General features: G+C 42.2%; 11 protein-coding genes. 10 read left to right on the top strand and 1 reads right to left on the bottom strand.

What is annotated here, in order from left to right:
• The first annotated feature begins 55 nt into the window (after nucleotides 1–55).
• From BFP75_RS09230 to BFP75_RS09205, 6 genes are all read left to right on the top strand, one after another.
• Nucleotides 56–1,831: an ATP-binding protein gene (locus BFP75_RS09230; RefSeq protein ID WP_099544956.1), complete on the top strand. Its 1,776-nt coding sequence runs from the start codon at nucleotides 56–58 to the stop codon at nucleotides 1,829–1,831.
• Entirely contained in the window at nucleotides 1,831–2,196 is a 366-nt protein-coding gene (locus BFP75_RS09225) for a PleD family two-component system response regulator (protein ID WP_099544954.1), read from the top strand. Before BFP75_RS09230 ends, BFP75_RS09225 begins: the two co-directional genes overlap by 1 nt.
• Before the next feature lie 97 nt (nucleotides 2,197–2,293).
• Nucleotides 2,294–4,780 (top strand): HEAT repeat domain-containing protein, encoded by a 2,487-nt coding sequence (locus BFP75_RS09220; protein ID WP_099544952.1) that lies wholly within the window; start codon nucleotides 2,294–2,296, stop codon nucleotides 4,778–4,780.
• Nucleotides 4,773–6,203 (top strand): glycosyltransferase family 2 protein, encoded by a 1,431-nt coding sequence (locus tag BFP75_RS09215; protein ID WP_099544951.1) that lies wholly within the window; start codon nucleotides 4,773–4,775, stop codon nucleotides 6,201–6,203. The genes BFP75_RS09220 and BFP75_RS09215 overlap by 8 nt, the downstream gene beginning before the upstream one ends.
• 2 nt (nucleotides 6,204–6,205) lie before the next feature.
• Nucleotides 6,206–8,590 (top strand): sulfatase-like hydrolase/transferase, encoded by a 2,385-nt coding sequence (locus BFP75_RS09210; RefSeq protein ID WP_099544949.1) that lies wholly within the window; start codon nucleotides 6,206–6,208, stop codon nucleotides 8,588–8,590.
• The gene (locus BFP75_RS09205; protein ID WP_099544947.1) at nucleotides 8,587–9,804 is read left to right on the top strand and encodes a YaiO family outer membrane beta-barrel protein; all 1,218 of its coding nucleotides are present in this window, start codon (nucleotides 8,587–8,589) and stop codon (nucleotides 9,802–9,804) included. Before BFP75_RS09210 ends, BFP75_RS09205 begins: the two co-directional genes overlap by 4 nt.
• 620 nt (nucleotides 9,805–10,424) lie before the next feature.
• Here BFP75_RS09205 and BFP75_RS09200 read toward each other — a convergent pair.
• Nucleotides 10,425–11,288 carry an RNA polymerase sigma factor RpoD/SigA gene (locus BFP75_RS09200; protein WP_099544945.1) on the bottom strand — a complete coding sequence of 288 codons (864 nt, stop codon included), beginning with the start codon at nucleotides 11,286–11,288 and terminating at the stop codon, nucleotides 10,425–10,427.
• Nucleotides 11,289–11,462: 174 nt separating this feature from the next.
• Between BFP75_RS09200 and BFP75_RS09195 the strand changes: the two genes are divergently transcribed.
• The 4 genes from BFP75_RS09195 to BFP75_RS09180 all read left to right on the top strand — a co-directional run bounded on the left by BFP75_RS09195 (nucleotide 11,463) and on the right by BFP75_RS09180 (nucleotide 16,996).
• The gene (locus BFP75_RS09195) at nucleotides 11,463–11,972 is read left to right on the top strand and encodes a DUF6155 family protein (RefSeq protein WP_099544944.1); all 510 of its coding nucleotides are present in this window, start codon (nucleotides 11,463–11,465) and stop codon (nucleotides 11,970–11,972) included.
• 11 nt (nucleotides 11,973–11,983) lie between these two features.
• Nucleotides 11,984–12,913 carry a 2-hydroxyacid dehydrogenase gene (locus tag BFP75_RS09190; protein WP_099544942.1) on the top strand — a complete coding sequence of 310 codons (930 nt, stop codon included), beginning with the start codon at nucleotides 11,984–11,986 and terminating at the stop codon, nucleotides 12,911–12,913.
• A gap of 125 nt (nucleotides 12,914–13,038) precedes the next feature.
• Complete coding sequence (locus tag BFP75_RS09185) at nucleotides 13,039–14,550, top strand: DEAD/DEAH box helicase (protein WP_099544940.1); 1,512 nt, start codon at nucleotides 13,039–13,041, stop codon at nucleotides 14,548–14,550.
• A 244-nt stretch (nucleotides 14,551–14,794) separates the two neighbouring features.
• Nucleotides 14,795–16,996: a hypothetical protein gene (locus tag BFP75_RS09180; protein WP_099544939.1), complete on the top strand. Its 2,202-nt coding sequence runs from the start codon at nucleotides 14,795–14,797 to the stop codon at nucleotides 16,994–16,996.
• Nucleotides 16,997–17,016: the final 20 nt, after the last annotated feature.

Raw genomic sequence — 17,016 nt, 5'->3', positions numbered from 1 at the left:
AAAGGGCCAATTTTATTTCCTGTAACATAATGCACCCCAAAACTACAATCCATACATGGACGGTATACAAACAGAAAATTTACTGAATCAGTTAAAACATTTGGAATCAAGCTTATCCAGCTTTTCATTTGAATCGTTAAATGTCTCGGAGGCAGCTTCGCTTAAAAGTTCCTTTAGAGCATTTTCAGATCTTTTGGAGCAAAAAATTCAAAATCCCAATAGCCACGTATCAGTGGTTGGGATGGCCAAGAACCCCAAGGATGAAATAATAGCGGTGGATAGTCGAGTCAAGGAAACGAAGTTCATAGCGCATATCAGCCACGAAATACGAACGCCATTGAATGGAATCATTGGCTTTACCAATCTTTTGCGCGAGGATAACCTGAACGAAAGCCAATCCAAAAAAGTGGACGCCATTCATATGGCCTCCCAGAATTTAATGGAAATCATCAATGAGGTTTTGGAATACTCCAAACTTACCTCAGGGATGGAGGATTTTGTATCCGTCAATTTTAACTTCCGCGGATTAATCAATGATGTCATTTTCCTTTGCCAGACGTTGTTGATGGACCGTAACATAGACCTACGGCTAAAAATAGATGAAAAAATACCGGGAACCTTAATGGGCGACCCCTCCAAACTGTCGCAAATACTTTTGAATGTATTGGGCAATGCCATAAAATTCGTGGAGAAGGGCTTCATTAAGCTGGAAGTTTCCCTATTGGACCTAGGCAATGACGATTGTAGGCTTCGGTTTGTTGTAGCTGATTCAGGTATTGGTATGTCAGCGGAGCAGTTAGAGCATGTTTTTGATTGCTTTAAACAGGCGAGTAGTGACATTTACCCAAAATATGGGGGCACGGGCCTTGGACTCTGTATCGTAAAGGAATTGGTGGAAAGACAGGGAGGTGAAATATCCGCAGAAAGCCAATTTGGCGAAGGTGCTACTTTTAGGTTTACCATCCCATATAAAAAAGGAAGTTCCAAGCATATACCAAAGCAATCCTTAAACACCATTGATCGCTCAAAAGGAAAGGAAATGTTGGGCGGCACCAAAATATTGGTGTTTGAGGACAATACAATGAACCAACATTTGATTAAGGAGCAATTGGATAAATGGGGTTGCAAGGTTTATGTAACCTCCAATGTGGACAACGGTTTAGGGATATTGAGGACCCAGCAAATAGACTTGATTTTGATGGACCTGAAGATGCCCGGCCTTAACGGTTTTCAAATATCCGAAATCATTAGGGGCGATGCGTATATAGAACAAGTGCCCATCATTGCCGTAAGTGCGGATTATACCGCTACGGATGAAGAGAAATGCATTGCTTCCGGTATCGATGACTTTTTATTGAAACCCTATACCTTGGACGAATTGCTGAAAAAGCTCTTAAAGGCCAAAAACCAAACCGATCTTTCAAAAAATAGCAAGGACCTGTTGCGTAAGAGCATAATTACGGGAAAGGCTTCTGCCGCAGTCGACCTACTAGGAGTTTTGGAAGATTGTTGTGGCGAAATCAGCGTTCTGGAAGAACTCATACGCTTGTTCAAACAAAATGTATACGAGTTTATTGGTACGGTAAAAATCAATCTCAAACAGAACAACCTCAAGGAAATAGGCTTTGCGGCCCATAAATTAAAGGCAGGTATCAAAATGCTGCAACTGGAAAATCTGGTGAACATTATGATGGATATGCAGACAAATAGTGAGGAAGGCAACGAGATAAAGGTTCGTGCCCTCTTCGAGGATTTCCTCATACGGTATCCGGAGTATGAAAAAGAGATCGATACATCCCTTTCCATACTAAAAACGCAAAAGGAAGACTGATGATGAATGTATTATTGGCGGATGACGATGATTTATTGGCATCCCTTTTAGGGTTTAGACTAAAAAAAGGTGGGTATTGCGTACACCATTCCTCCAATGGCAAGGAGGTAAAGGAATATTTAAAAACCAATAGACCCGATATCATCGTGAGCGATATCATGATGCCCTATTTCTCCGGAATCGAATTGATCAATTATGTACGAAAAGATCTTTCCCTGGATACGCCAATAATCATTATTTCCTCAGCAGGAAATGAAGAAAATGTATTAAGTGCCTTTGAACTGGGTGCTAACGATTTTATCTCGAAGCCCTTTAGTCCGACGGAGCTTATGGTCCGTCTGGCACGTGAACTGAAAAAAACTTAATAATATAGTCATAGTCCCCCAGACATATAAAATAACGACCTTGATCACAAGCCCCAAAATCCCGACGGATTTGCTATGGGGTTTATCCTCTTTTTTTATGGGGCTGGCGGTGGTATACCTAATTTCCGTGTTCTACTTTAGGAACAAGATTACGAGGGAGGCCCAAAAAATCAGGGAGAAGAAAAAGGAACTTTCACCTATAGTCAGTGAGTTTTTGTTCTATGACGAAAATGGGGACAAGATCGAGAAGATAAACTATATAGGGCTAAAAATTGAAGTAAGGGAACTGATCAAACATCCCTTTGACCGCAAGGTACTTACCGAAATCCTGATGGATTTACGAAAAGATGTTTCTGGATCTACGCGAAAGGAATTATTCCATATTTATCAGGATTTGGGATTACATGAAGATGCCTTTAAAAACTTAAAAAGTTGGCGTTGGGAAATCGTATCCAAGGGAATATTCGAGTTGACCCAAATGCACGTGGAAGAGGCCTACAAGCCCATTACCAGTTTTATCAACGACAGGCGTCCTACGGTAAGAAAACAAGCCGAAATAGCGGTAGTAAGCCTTAAAAGGGAGGGTATCACTTTCTTTTTGGACCATACCAAATACAAAATATCAGAATGGCAACAATTGAAGCTTCTGGATGTGGTTAGAAACAAGGAGGATTATATTGCGCCGCCATTTAGGCTTTGGTTGACCTCAAAAAACAACCATGTAGTGCTTTTGGCCCTAAGGCTTATAAAACATTACCACCAAAATGACGCCAACAGCTCATTGATTACTTTGGTGAATCATAAAAGTAATTATATCAAGCGAGAGGCCATTCACTGCATCAAGGAATTCAATCTTACAGAGGCTCTGCCCGTGTTGAAATCGGTTTTTGATAAAAATAGTACGGATATACGGATGCATATTCTGGATACCATAGCGGAAATTGGAAGTGAGGCCGACCTTCCATTTTTGGAAAATATAGAAGACCAAAACTATAGTTTCATGGTGAAGAACAAGGCCGTTAGGGCCATAAACACCATAAAACCGGAAGCTATTCTTCCAACCAAGGACATTGAAAGCGGAGCCGATATATTGGAAGCTGAAAAAACATTGGAGCAAAACACGCTAGAGGTTGTTGAAACCGATGTACCAGAGGTATCCCATAAAGAAAAGGATACCCCAGAATCCAATATGAACGCTTTGGAGCCCAATCAGGAATTGACCGATACAGCATCGGGTGTATCTCACAAGTCCGATGCAAATCCGTTGGAGAAGCAAACTTTGGAGCTTAGGGTGGAAGCGATTGAACTGGATGGAGTTGATATTTTGGATACCAACAATGCTTTGGAACTGACCGACGAAGAAATTGCATTTTTACCCTTGATTATCGACACGGAAACGGAAACGTTGTCAGTCTCCACCAAAGCCAATGGGAAATCCTTAGTGGATATAAAGGTAGTCTTTGAGGAATTGAAACCTGAAAGAATTCCCGTGGACTTTGATTACAGTTTTTTGCCATTCGTCGTAGAGCCCCAAAGGGAACCAATAAGGAATATTGCAACGATACCCGTGGTATTTGAAGAGGTGTTTGCCATGGAGGAAGAAAGGACCCGGGATATCGCATCGCTGCATGTGGAATATGAGCAGGTCGTAGCCTTTCAAGAGCAGAAGCCTGTAGACATCCTATCCCTGCATGTTGAATATGAAGAGGTATTTGCTCCAGAAGATGCTAAGACCTCCGAAGCGTCTCCAGTGGATTTGCTCGATTTTTCGGATTTGAGCCTATCGGAAGAAAAAAGCTCGGAGCACGTAGAAGGGCAAAAGGATTCAGTATTGGATTATATAGACTGGCCCGTGGATTTCGAACTACTGTTCCAAGAGCAAACATGGGACCATAAGGTGGAATTTGAGGAGCAGGAAGTCAACGAAAATAGGGTATCCCTTGACGCAATAATCCCCAAACCAAAATTCCATGAGGAATTGGAAACAATGGCACTTCTCGAAAATATTGAGGAACTGGGCGATGAAAGGGAAATCCCATTCCTGAAATCCTTAATGGAAACCGAAAGCTCCCCCACTGTTCTAGAGAGAATTGGAAGTATTTTGGACCATTTTGTTTCCGTTTACAAAAAGCAGGAGGTGTCAAATACTTCAGAATCCGAAAAGGAATACAGTGTTTTTGAGGAATTGATATACAAAGGGGATTTAGAGACAAGGTTATTTTTATTGAACGAAATAGCACAATTGGGGGATGCCAAGGAGCTGCCTTTGCTCCATACCCTGGTTTCTGATGAAAACAAACTTATAAGGGAGACCGCGCTGAAGGTTCTCCATGCATTGCAGAATCGCTTGGAGGAAGATGCTTTGGCATTCGGGATTCAAGATGATCATGCTTCCATTTCCATTGAGGAAATCATAAAAAAGGACGACCCAGATTTCTTCAAATTGAACTTTGAACCAACGGAAACGATAGAAAAAACGAAGGAAAGAAAATACAAGGGGCCTTCAAATACCGGGGATCGGAATACCCTCTTCGATCATCTTTGCTCTATGTCCACCAAATTTTATAACAAAAGGAATGGCTAACGGGTTTCTGGACATATTGATGGAGTATATCAACATCGTTTTCTTCGTGTTTACGGTGGTCCTGTTCTCCATGTTTTCCATCATGGGATATTTGTCCACCAGAAACTCCATTCACTATAGGAACAAAAATAGTTTTGGGGACATGTCCAAGCTGATGGCTTCCCCCTTAGCCCCGAGCATCACCATTATAGCGCCCGCCTACAATGAAGGACTTACCATTGTGGAAAATATACGCTCGCTCATGTCCTTGCGGTATGTGAACTACGAAGTAATGGTGGTCAACGATGGAAGTAAGGACGATACCTTGCAAAAAATGATCGACGCTTATGATCTCTATAAAATAGATCAGGAAATAGACCCGGATTGGAAGAACAAGCCTATTAGGGGTATCTATAAATCCCCCCATAAGGCCTTTTCAAAGTTAACGGTCATTGATAAGGAGAACGGCGGAAAATCCGATGCCTTGAACACGGGGATGGCCCTTTCCACCAATCAATATGTGGGCTGCATCGATGTGGACTGTCTATTATTACCGGATGCGTTGTTGCATGTCGTGAAGTCTTTCTACCAACGGTCGGAAAAACAGGTAATTGCCGTTGGGGGTGTCATAAGGGTGGCAAATTCCTGTATCATCCAAGGGGGGCAATTGGAGGAAATTCGCTTGCCCACCAATTGGCTTGCCCGTTTTCAATTGTTGGAATACACGCGCTCCTTCATTTTAGGAAGAATGGCATGGGGACGTATAGACAGTTTGTTGATCATCTCCGGGGCCTTTGGTTTTTTTGACCGTGAAATTGCCTTGGAAGTTGGTGGGTATGATACCAATACCGTTGGCGAGGATATGGAAATCGTATTTAAGATGCGTCGCTATATGCATGAGCGTAAATTGCCTTACACGGTGGAATATATCCCAGACCCCTTATGTTGGACTGAAGTGCCTGAGGACCCAAAAATCCTAGTCAATCAGAGAGACCGGTGGGCAAGGGGAAACCTCGAGACACTTTTCAAACATAAGGACATGTTCTTCAATCCTAAGTTTGGTAGGTTGGGTATGCTCAGTTACCCCTATTGGTTCTTTTACGAATGGATGGCCCCGCTACTGGAGTTTTTCGGCTTTTTTACCATTATACTTTTTTATTGGTTGGGCATTTTGAATTGGGATTTCTTCTTGGCAATTACTGCGGCCGTTTACGTTTTTTCAATTATGTTTTCCTTTTACGCCATACTTTGGGACGTGTATTCCTATAATGAGTATAAGAAAACAAAGGATATCCTCATTTTGATGTTTTGTGCCATCATAGAACCTGTAACCTTTCATCCATTGGTGGTATGGTCCGCGGTACGGGGTAATTATAAAAAATTGTTCAAGATCAAGTCGGGTTGGGGATCCCAGGTCCGAAAAGGATTTGCAAAAGCTAGTTGACCATGTTGGAATACAGGGATGAACATATCGAAAGTAAAGAGCGTAAACTGCGGGATTTTATTCCTGTGGTACTGACCTTCTTTGTTGGTTTGGCCGTTCTTTCCATCTACCAAAACACGATGCTATACTCTATGGGTGTATTGGACAGTATTTTCAATAGTAGTTTCTTCCTATACCTATTGCACCATTTGGGGTTTGCTTCGGTCATTTCACTTTTTTTGGCTTTTATTTTCAATCTCCTGGAGAACAAAAAACCGGGCCTTGGTCTTAGCACAGTTAAAATCACCATACCCTTTTTGTTGGTACTGGAGGCCGTTCTCATTACCTATTACATTCAGAATTTTGAACCTTTGGGTTCGGATATTTTTGGATTGTTTAGCACTAAGGAAATACGCTTTTCCCTATTGCAGGCTTCCATGGCATCCCTCATTACAGGGGCCGTCTGCTTTATTTGTTACAAATACATTGCGTCCCTGTACACGGTTATCAGTAGAATGTATCCGCTTACAATAGTGTTTTTCAGTATTTTCCTTGCCACCTTATATTCAGATAAAAAGCCAGTCAACGAAAACAAGACCCAGTATTTGGCAGAACACCTTACCGAGCGCCTCCTGCAATGGAACAGTTACGAAGGTGCGGAGGAATATCCGTTGTTAAGGCCATTTCAAAAGGAAACAGGGCTCTCCGCCTATTTTCGTACCATGGATTCCCTACCGCATATTAAGATTATCCTGGTAGACGGTTTGGGAAATGATTTTGTAAACGGACGCTTCACGAATTTTATGCCCCATTTACAGGAATTGAAACTACGGTCGTTGAGCTGGAAGAATTTTTTGAGCAATACAGGTGAAAGTCATGCCTCCTTTCCAACGGTCATTGGTTCTTTGCCCTTTGGGGAATCCGGATTTACGACACTTCCAGATTTCACCTACAGAAACACCTTGTACAGTGTTTTAAAGGACAATGGCTATGCAACAAGTTTTAGTTATGGGGGAAATACGGCATTGTTCAATATGGATCGGTTTTTGGAAGAGGAAAAAGTGGACCTGATTTTTGACCGAAACAACTTCGGAAATGAATTCAGCCTACAGGAGGAGGACGCGGCAGGTATTACGCTAGGATACCCAGATGGTGCGTTGTTTTCCAATTTCCATAAAAATGCAAAGGAGTTCCATGGACCAAAGCTCGATGTATTTATGACCTTGAGCACCAAAGCCCCCTTCCACATACCTAATTTTGACAAATACAGGGATAGGGTGGCCCAAATTGCGGAAAAATCCAATTTGGATGGTTCGGCCCAAAGATTTGTAAGACGTAATGAAGCATTATTTTCCAGTTTTGTCTATGCCGATGAAGCTTTGGCTGAATTCATGGAAATGGAGCGTTCGTCTCCACATTTTTCCAATACCATCTATATATTAACTGGAAGCCACCAGCTCTCTGAAATTTCACAGGACAACCCCTTGGCCAAATATCGGGTTCCTTTGTTGATTTTCAGTCCCTTATTGAAATCGCCTGGCGAGATTGAAAAAGTGGCTTCCCATGCGGATATAGCGCCCAGCCTGCTCGCTTTGCTTTCGGCAAATCGACCCGTTAAGGTTCCGGGTCAATTGGGTTTCCTAGGAGGCGATTTGGTAAAACAGTTCATCAAGAAGGGCGATAGACAGATACCCTTATTGAGGAGTGCCTACAAAATGCATGATTTTATCGTGGACGATTTTTTCTATTCAGATGGAGAAATGTATCAATTGGACCAAGATTTGAACCTAAAGGAATTGGAGGATGGGAATAAGACCGATGTGGAAGCCATCGAACAAAAGTTTGAAAACTTTAAATCCATCAATCGTTATGTTACCACAAAGAACAGGATCATACCACGATCCTTGTCGCTGATCGAGGATAGAAAACCCAAATTTTCAAAGGAAGAAATGATTTGGATAGAAAGTGTCTTTAACGGAAAGGATTTTGACAATGCCTATTCAAACGCAAAGCGCTTGGCGTTCCAAAAGGATTATGGTAGGGCCTTATTGTTATGTGAATATATTCTGAGCGAAATTCCCAGGCACGCAGATACTGAAATTCTTGTTGGTAGAATACATGCATGGAAGGGTAACTATGATAAGGCTATAGAAATACTGAACCGGGTAATTAAAAAGTATCCCAAATACGGGGATGGCTATTGTGCCCTAATGGATGCTTATTTCTGGTCCGGGCAAAATGGCGGCACATATGAAATTCAACGATTATCGCGGAAAAACGGGGTACAGGATAAAATTTTGGACGAAAAATTCAAAAGGTCCATTGCGCTGATCGTTAATAAGGAAGAGGAGGAAGGAGGCCAGTCCATGCAGCAAAAAACCGTAGAAATAGGTTCTAAAAGAAAATGATACAAAAGCTACTTCTAATATTTCTAGTGTTGATTTCCCTTCATTCCATAGGGCAGGAAACCAGCTATTCCGGCGATCCGGATGCGTCCTTCTTTACGGCCAGGGATTTGGCCTTTGCAGGCAATAGGGCATCGGCTAGGGATACCCTAAAAAGGATCCTTGCCAAATATCCGGATTATGCTGATGTTCGGAACTTACTGGCAAAAACCTACAGTTGGGACGAAGAATACGATGCTGCTAGATTGGAATTCAACAGGGTTACGAGTAAGGAACGAAAAAATTCAGAGGCTTGGATCGGTTCCATTAAGAACGAGCAGTATGCCAAAAACTACCTTATCGCCTTGGGCCTGGCAAACAAAGCCTTAATGTATTTGCCAGAAAACCAAGAACTGGCGGTACTCAAGCAGGAGATCGAGCAACAAATAGGGGACCAACAACTTTTACAGAATAGGCTAAAGGACACAAAACTGGAAGATGAAAGTACCCAAGCCTTCACCTTCTATACAGAGGCCGAGGTCTTTGACAGGGAATTGGACCCAATGTACTACGGTGCCTTGGAATATCAAAAAAAGACGAAATGGGGGGTTCTTATACCTAGGCTTAATTATAACCGTAGGTTTAACATCAATGGAGTACAGGCAGAAGTGGATGCCTATCCTAGATTTTCAAAATCCTTGAGCGGCTACTTGAACTATGGATATTCCGGGGACCCTATTTTTCCGAAACACAGAATGGGAGGGGAGTTGGTAAAAGAGTTGCCTAAGGCCATGGAAGCTTCTTTAGGTTTCCGGCATTTGGTTTTCGAAAATGATGCGGCCACCATCCTTACGGGAACGTTTGGACTGTATCGGGGGAATTATTATGCCGTCCTTAGACCTTATATGGTGCCCGATGCCAGAAAAGGCCTTGGTATTTCCGGAAATTTGTTGGTTCGTAAATACCTGAAGGATGGAAACAATTATTGGGGCGTAAACCTGGTATATGGCTTTGATACGGAATTGAACCAATTCATCGTCAACGGACAGTTATTGGCGGAAACGTTGCTGTACCTGGAATCGCAAAGGCTACGATTGGAATATCAGTTTACTAACAAAAAGGGGAATAATCAATACAAGGCCAATCTGGGAGTAAACCGACAAGAATTGGCCTTTAGCTCTGGAAATTTCTTTGTATCGGTTACCGCAGGGATCGCATATCAGGTGAAATTCCGTTGAACCATTATAAATAATCGACGAACGGAATGTGTTCCAGCCCAAGTAGAATGGGGGTTTGCGACAACATAAAAACAACAGACCTATAGCAACAGTATTTTTTACAACATAAATGGACGGGTTTACCACAATTAATTGTCAAAAAAGGGAGTAGCAGCTACTTTTAGACCATACTTAAAGAGTAACCAAATCGAAATTATAAACCTAAAAAACCCCAAACATGCTTTACGATACCTACGGTGAAGAATACTTGGTTTTTCTTCAGGAACTAAATGAAATTCTTAGCCTTAATGAATTAGCGGAATTGGATTATATGTAATTGAAAACCCCTTAACCTTAAAATAAAACAGTATGGCAAATCAAGGCAACGACAATGCGTCCTATCATAATTTTATTGAAAGTTTAAACAATATTCTTGTAGACTCTAACATCAACAAGCTAACATATTCTTAGTGTATATTGTGTACTATAAAAAAAGCGCCTTTATTTTTTAAGGGCGTTTTTTTATTGTCATAAACCAAGGGTAAACTATAATGCACTACTGCAGGGTCATAACTATATTGCATAGGCATATGACGGGTACTTTTCCCATGGCCCATGGGGCATGAGACTATTTTGGAGATTTACCCCAGATAGGTCTTTAAAAGTTTGCTTCTTGAATTATGGCGTAATTTTCTGATTGCTTTTTCCCTGATTTGTCGTACGCGTTCCCTGGTCAAATCAAACGTATGACCAATCTCGGCAAGTGTCATGGATTGTTGGTCGCCAATACCGTAATAGAGTTTGACAACGTCAGCCTCCCTGGGGGAAAGGGTTTCCAAGGCCCTATTGATTTCCGTATTTAAGGATTGTTGTAATAAATGGTTGTCCGGTCTTGGGGACTCCCCGGATCTTAGCACGTCATACAGGTTGGAATCCTCACCTTCACGTAACGGGGCATCCATGGATACATGTCTTCCGGAATTCTTTAAGGATTGTTTGACCTCCGTTACGGTCATCTCTAATTCCTTGGCGATTTCCTCTGCAGAAGGTGGGCGCTCATGCGTCTGTTCCAAATAGGAAAAGGTCTTTTTTATCTTATTGATGGAACCTATTTTGTTCAAAGGCAACCTAACCACCCTGGACTGTTCCGCCAAGGCCTGTAAAATTGATTGTCTGATCCACCAAACGGCATAGGAAATAAATTTGAACCCACGGGTTTCGTCAAATCGCTTGGCGGCTTTAACCAAGCCTAAGTTTCCTTCGTTGATCAAATCGGGCAATTTTAAACCTTGGTTCTGGTATTGTTTTGCTACGGATACCACAAAACGTAGGTTTGCGGTCGTCAATTTCTCAAGTGCCACCTGATCGCCTTCACGTATTCTTTGGGCAAGTTCTACCTCCTCGTTGGCTGTTATTAAATCAATCTTACTGATATCCTGCAAGTATTTGTCCAATGATTTTGATTCGCGATTGGTTACTTGCTTGATAATCTTTAGTTGCCTCATATATGTGTGTATTTATTATTTAATTTTTGTCCAAGTTCTCATTATACATTTTTATTACGTCTTTTCCAAAGGGAAACCTATAATGTTTTCCAAAATTTGTTAGCTATACCGTAAATTATCAAGGATTTAGGTCGTTGTTCCAACAAAGCTTATTTTTGATGTAATTGACCTATTATGAGCAAAAGGGCGTTGAAAACGTATTTGTCCGGATTAAAGAAAAAGGAGCTTGAGGGGCAGATCATGGAACTGTATGACAAGTTTCCTTCGGTAAAGACCTACTACGATTTTGCCTTTAACCCCAAGGAGGACAAGTTGATACAGGAGGCCAGGACCAAAATTTCCAACGAGTATTTTCCTGTCAAAAGAAAACGTCCCAAGGCTAGGCGGTCGGTCGCCCAAAAGTATATCAAACATTTTATAAAACTGGGCGTGGACAGTGCCATGGTAGCGGATCTAATGTGCTTTAACCTGGAAATTGCGCAATCGTTTTCAATGGAGCGCAACGTTCCGGACGCCTTTTATAAAAGTATGCTGAATTCCTTTTCGGAGATGACTACTTTTATTTCCCAACATGGTATTTTGGAGGAATTTAAGGAGCGAATCATTACGATTTATAATCATACACAGGCCAAGAATTGGCTCTATGGGGAAGAATTTTCAAAGGCCTTGGATATATTGGACTAAATCAAAACATTATGGCGATAGTAATCATTAGACAGGACGCAAAAATTGAGGCTTGGAAAAAGGCCCTAAAGGAACGGAATCCATCGATCGAAGTGTATAGTTATTTGGAAGACCATCCCAAGGAAAAAATATCCATGGCCCTAATTTGGAAACATCCCCAAGGAAGTTTGGCCCCATACCGCAATTTAAAATGCATTGCCTCAGCCGGGGCCGGGGTGGATTATATTTTCGAGGATGCGATGGCCCCATCCACTGTTCCCATTACCAGGGTAGTTGACCCGTATTTGGCCAGCGACATGTCTGAACATGTACTTGCCGTAATCCTTGCGGAGCTAAAAAATTTCAATACCTATAAACTGCAACAGGTAGCGAGCGAATGGAACCCCAGGATTTATAGAAGGATTAAGGATGTAAGGGTAGGAATCATGGGCCTTGGGGAATTGGGTGCATTGACGGCAAATGATTTGGTAAAATTCGGGTTTACCGTTCAGGGATGGTCCAGAAGCAAAAAGAATTTGGAAAATGTGGAAACGTTCGCGGGGCAAAGTGAACTGGAAGCCTTTCTTTCAATCACGGAAATATTGGTCTGTCTGTTGCCCTTGACCCCAGAAACGGAAGGAATCCTCAACAATGATGTGTTTTCAAAATTACCAAAGAATGCCTATGTAATCAATGTGGCCAGGGGCGGACATGTAGTAGACCGCGATTTGCTGGAAGCTTTGGACAAGGAACATATTTCCGGTGCTTGTCTGGATGTTTACCACCAAGAACCACTGCCCAAGGATCATCCCTTTTGGACGCACCCTAAAATATTCATGACCCCGCATTATGCAAGCGTATCCGATACCGATTCCGTAGTGCCCCAAATTCTGGAAAATTATGAGCGACTTAGAAAAGGAAAGGAACTCATAAACACTGTAAATAGAAAGAAAGGCTATTAACATGTATCGTTCATAAATTCTTTATGGAATAAAGGCCCGTGCGGAATTTATATTTTAATTACCGATAAAAATCCTCTAATTTTAAGGTTTCGAAATTTTAACCTAACTAAAATTTTCTTGCCTTTTTGAAATCCGCAAAAGACACAACTGAAAAAACATTGTACGGTTATCAGGAGGAAGACCTTAAGAAAATATTCGAATATCTTGAGGATAATCCTGACAATTCCAATCTCTTGTACCAGTTGCCAACCGGTGGAGGCAAGACCGTCATTTTTTCAGAAATAGCTAGAAGGTACATAGAAAAAACAGGGAAAAAGGTCGTTGTGCTTACGCATCGCATAGAACTTAGCCACCAAACTTCGAAAATGCTGAGCGGTTTTGGTGTACACAATAAAATCATCAATTGCGATGTAAAGGAGTTAAGGGACCAAGACGATTTCAAGTGTTTTGTGGCGATGGTGGAGACCTTGAACAACCGGCTACAGGAGGATAAGGTAGAAATCAATAATATAGGGCTGGTCATTATTGACGAGGCCCATTACAATTCCTTTAGAAAACTATTCAAATACTTTGATAAATCCGTAATTCTTGGTGTCACCGCCACCCCTTTGAGCTCCAATATTAAACTTCCCATGAAAGACAACTACAAAAAGTTGATCATTGGGGAGTCCATAGAATCCCTGATCGGTAAGAAGTTTTTGGCAAAGGCCAATATGTTCAATTATGACGTGAGCCTCCAAAGCTTAAAGTTGGGTATCAATGGGGATTATACTGTAAAGTCCTCGGACGAGCTTTATGGCAACCATAGTATGCTGGGCAAACTGATGAATGCCTACCAAGAGATTGCAAAAGGGACCAAAACACTGATTTTCAACAATGGCATCAACACGTCCAGATATGTGTACGACCTCTTTAAAAAGGCCGGTTACAACATCATGCATTTGGACAATAAGAACAATGCTTCGGAGCGGAGGGAAATCCTTAAATGGTTCCGGGAAACCCCAGATGCCATACTAACCTCCGTGAGTATTCTTACTACGGGTTTTGATGAGCCATCCGTTGAGACCATCATATTGAACAGGGCAACCCGCTCGTTGACCCTTTATTTTCAAATGATCGGTAGGGGCTCCAGATATTTGCCGCATAAAGAAGAGTTCAATGTTATAGATATGGGTAACAATATTGCCCGTTTTGGTATGTGGGACGCCAAGATAGATTGGCAGGAAATTTTCCATTTCCCGGATTTCTTTCTCGAGAATATCAAAAACGATGAGGAAATCGAGCGGGAGTTCGTTTATGAAATGCCGCAGGAACTGAGGGACGAATTTTCAAAATCCGAAAATATCGAATTCGACATTAAGGAAGAATACAAGAAGAGTTTTGCCAATGGCGAAAAATCCAAATTGGTGCTGGAAAAAAGTATTGAGCAGCATGCCAAGATCTGTGTTGAAAATGCGGAGGACGTTTTTGATGCCCGTATCCTTGCCAAAAAATTGAAGGAGGAAATCCGGTATCGGGTGCGGCAATATTCCTATTGCATTATGAACAATACCAAGAATTACAAAGAGTGGTTGGAGGAGGACTACGAACGCAAGCTTCGGTCAAAAATATCCAAGATGTTCGCCGCCAAAATGTAATCCCACTAGTTACAGCATTTATCTCGGCTTTCCTTTGGTCGTTTAATGGGCTTGTTTCCTACATTTCAAAGTTTAGGATTTCTAAACGAACCTGTTGTATTCCTAGGTTTTTCAGCTTTAAATTATTGATATGCTATTGTAAAAGGACAAAGAATTTAGGGTATTCCTAAAAATCGCCCAAAACAGTTCATAATTGAAGGGAGTTGGTTAATTTAAGGGTGTAAAGAAACTCCAACCAATTAGAATGAAAAACCGTCAGCTTCTCCTCACTTTTATCCCCACCATAATTCTCACCGGGATTTATGGCTACCATTTTTTAACCGGTCTTTCACCCATATTGATGATGTTCTTGGCCATTTTTACCGGAATTGTGGTTCAGATACTCTTCTATCTGTTGTTCCAACTGATACGGTTTCTGTTCAAGGGTGTGGATGCCTTTTATATAGTGGCCGTTCTCAGTGGGCTTTCCACCCTGGTTTCCCTCAAATTGTTCGGTTTTGGCTGGCCAAATGTCCTGTATTACGCCCTTGCAGGTACCGCCTTACTTGCGGTAGTTTGCCTTTGGTGGTTTTTAAGGACGAAATCCTTGTTCTCCCTTTTGATGGTTTCCATGGGTATTATAGGTCTGGGCTATGGTGTTTATTTTTTGGCAAATACGGGAACGGAACCTTACCAAAATGATTTCCCCAAGTTTTCCATGGGAAAAGGGGATCAAACCTTAAAAGAAGTTGGTGTTGAAAATCCGGCATCCGAAGGTAATTTCCAAGTAGATGCCTTTACCTACGGCAGTGGCAACGATACAAAACGAAAGGAATATGGAGGCGGTGTCAGGTTTAAGACGGTAACCGTGGACGCTTCCCTTTTATTGCCGGAATGGAAAGGGAAAAAGAAAGAATGGCGGGAGCAATTTTGGGGCTTTGGCGTTACGGAGTTTCCGTTAAACGGGAGGGTATATATGCCCAAGGGCGATGGCCCTTTTCCATTGGCACTGATTGTTCATGGCAATCATAGCATGATCGATTATTCAGACGATGGCTATGGCTATCTGGGCAACCTTTTGGCCAGTAGGGGCATAATTACCATCTCTATCGATGAGAACTTTGTCAACGGGCATTGGTCCGGCGATTTTAGGGGCAAGGAAATGCCCGTTAGGGCCTGGTTGCTATTAAAGCATTTGGAACAATGGCAAGCATGGAACGGAGCGGTGGAACACCCGCTTTCTGGCAAAGTCGATATGGACCAGATCATCCTTATGGGGCACTCCAGGGGAGGGGAGGCCGTAACCATAGCAGGGGGTTATAACCGACTCCCCTTTTTTCCAGACAATGCCAAGGTGCCCTTCGATTTTAATTTCAACATCAAGGGCATTGTATCCATTGCGCCTACGGACTATAGGTATGATCGTAAGATAGTTTTAAAGGATGTCAACTATCTGAGCCTACAGGGTTCCTATGATTCGGATGAAGCCAGTTTTTGGGGTCTACGGCCGTATCGGAGGTTGCAGTTTACGGATTCCGTGAGTCGGTTTAAAGCCGGGGTATATGTCCACCATGCCAATCACGGGCAGTTCAATTCCACATGGGGAAAATCTGATTTTGGTGCGCCCATGAAGTGGTTGTTGAACCTAAAACCGCTTTTGAAGGCTGAAGAACAGCAGCAGGTGGCCCAAGTGTACATCAGTGCCTTTGCGGAGTCCGTCGTAAAAGGGAACGACACCTACCTGCCCATTTTTAAAAACTCGGCATTCGCCAAGGATTGGTTGCCCGATGAATATGTAATGACCCATTTTGAAACTTCTGATTTTGTAAAGCTGGTCGATTTTGAAGAGGATATCGATATTACGACCGTATCCGATAGTATTACGGTGGAAGGCCATCTGCTAGACCTTTGGAAGGAGCAAGGTCTGGTGACAAGAGATAAGGGGGAACAGGACAATAATGCAGTGCTATTGGGTTGGAATGTGGCCGACAGTGCCTTGGCCGATACAAGGCCATCCTATGAAATAAAGTCGGCTTCCTTATTCTGGAGGGATACCATACAAAGCCTACAGCTTACCATTGGTAGTGACGACCCAAAATGGTTGAAATCCGATACCGAAGAAACCAAGGAAGCTACCGATATTGTTGGGGACAAAAAATTTGGTTATGATTTCAGCCTGGTGTTGGAGGATAGTATGGGCCACACGGCCACCATTAAAATAAGTGATGTCAAAAATATCATGCCCCCGCTAAAATCGAAATTCACCAAGTTCGAGTTTTTGGATAAGGATATGATCGGCGACGCTTGGGAAGTGCAATTACAAACCTTTCATATCCCGATAACGAAGTTTGAAAAAAAAGCATCGGGGTTTGACCCGAAAGCCGTAAACAGAATTCGTTTGCTATTTGACCAAAGTCCCAAAGGTGTCGTAGTGGTGGACGATATTGGGTACAACCCCTTGTATTGAAGGGAAACTCTCTAGGATAT

The organism is Maribacter sp. 4G9, assembly GCF_002742265.1.
Classification (GTDB): Bacteria; Bacteroidota; Bacteroidia; order Flavobacteriales; family Flavobacteriaceae; genus Maribacter.
Note: the sequence above shows the minus strand (reverse complement) of the source record. Positions and strands in the feature narration are given on the sequence as shown.

Excerpts from the sequence above, each read along its gene's own strand:
- BFP75_RS09225 (WP_099544954.1), top strand. The coding sequence starts at position 1,831 with ATGATGAATGTATTATTGGCGGATGACGATGATTTATTGGCATCCCTT.
- BFP75_RS09200 (WP_099544945.1), bottom strand. The coding sequence starts at position 11,288 with ATGAGGCAACTAAAGATTATCAAGCAAGTAACCAATCGCGAATCAAAA.
- BFP75_RS09195 (WP_099544944.1), top strand. The coding sequence starts at position 11,463 with ATGAGCAAAAGGGCGTTGAAAACGTATTTGTCCGGATTAAAGAAAAAG.
- BFP75_RS09215 (WP_099544951.1), top strand. The coding sequence starts at position 4,773 with ATGGCTAACGGGTTTCTGGACATATTGATGGAGTATATCAACATCGTT.
- BFP75_RS09220 (WP_099544952.1), top strand. The coding sequence starts at position 2,294 with ATGGGGCTGGCGGTGGTATACCTAATTTCCGTGTTCTACTTTAGGAAC.
- BFP75_RS09230 (WP_099544956.1), top strand. The coding sequence starts at position 56 with ATGGACGGTATACAAACAGAAAATTTACTGAATCAGTTAAAACATTTG.
- BFP75_RS09190 (WP_099544942.1), top strand. The coding sequence starts at position 11,984 with ATGGCGATAGTAATCATTAGACAGGACGCAAAAATTGAGGCTTGGAAA.
- BFP75_RS09205 (WP_099544947.1), top strand. The coding sequence starts at position 8,587 with ATGATACAAAAGCTACTTCTAATATTTCTAGTGTTGATTTCCCTTCAT.
- BFP75_RS09180 (WP_099544939.1), top strand. The coding sequence starts at position 14,795 with ATGAAAAACCGTCAGCTTCTCCTCACTTTTATCCCCACCATAATTCTC.
- BFP75_RS09210 (WP_099544949.1), top strand. The coding sequence starts at position 6,206 with ATGTTGGAATACAGGGATGAACATATCGAAAGTAAAGAGCGTAAACTG.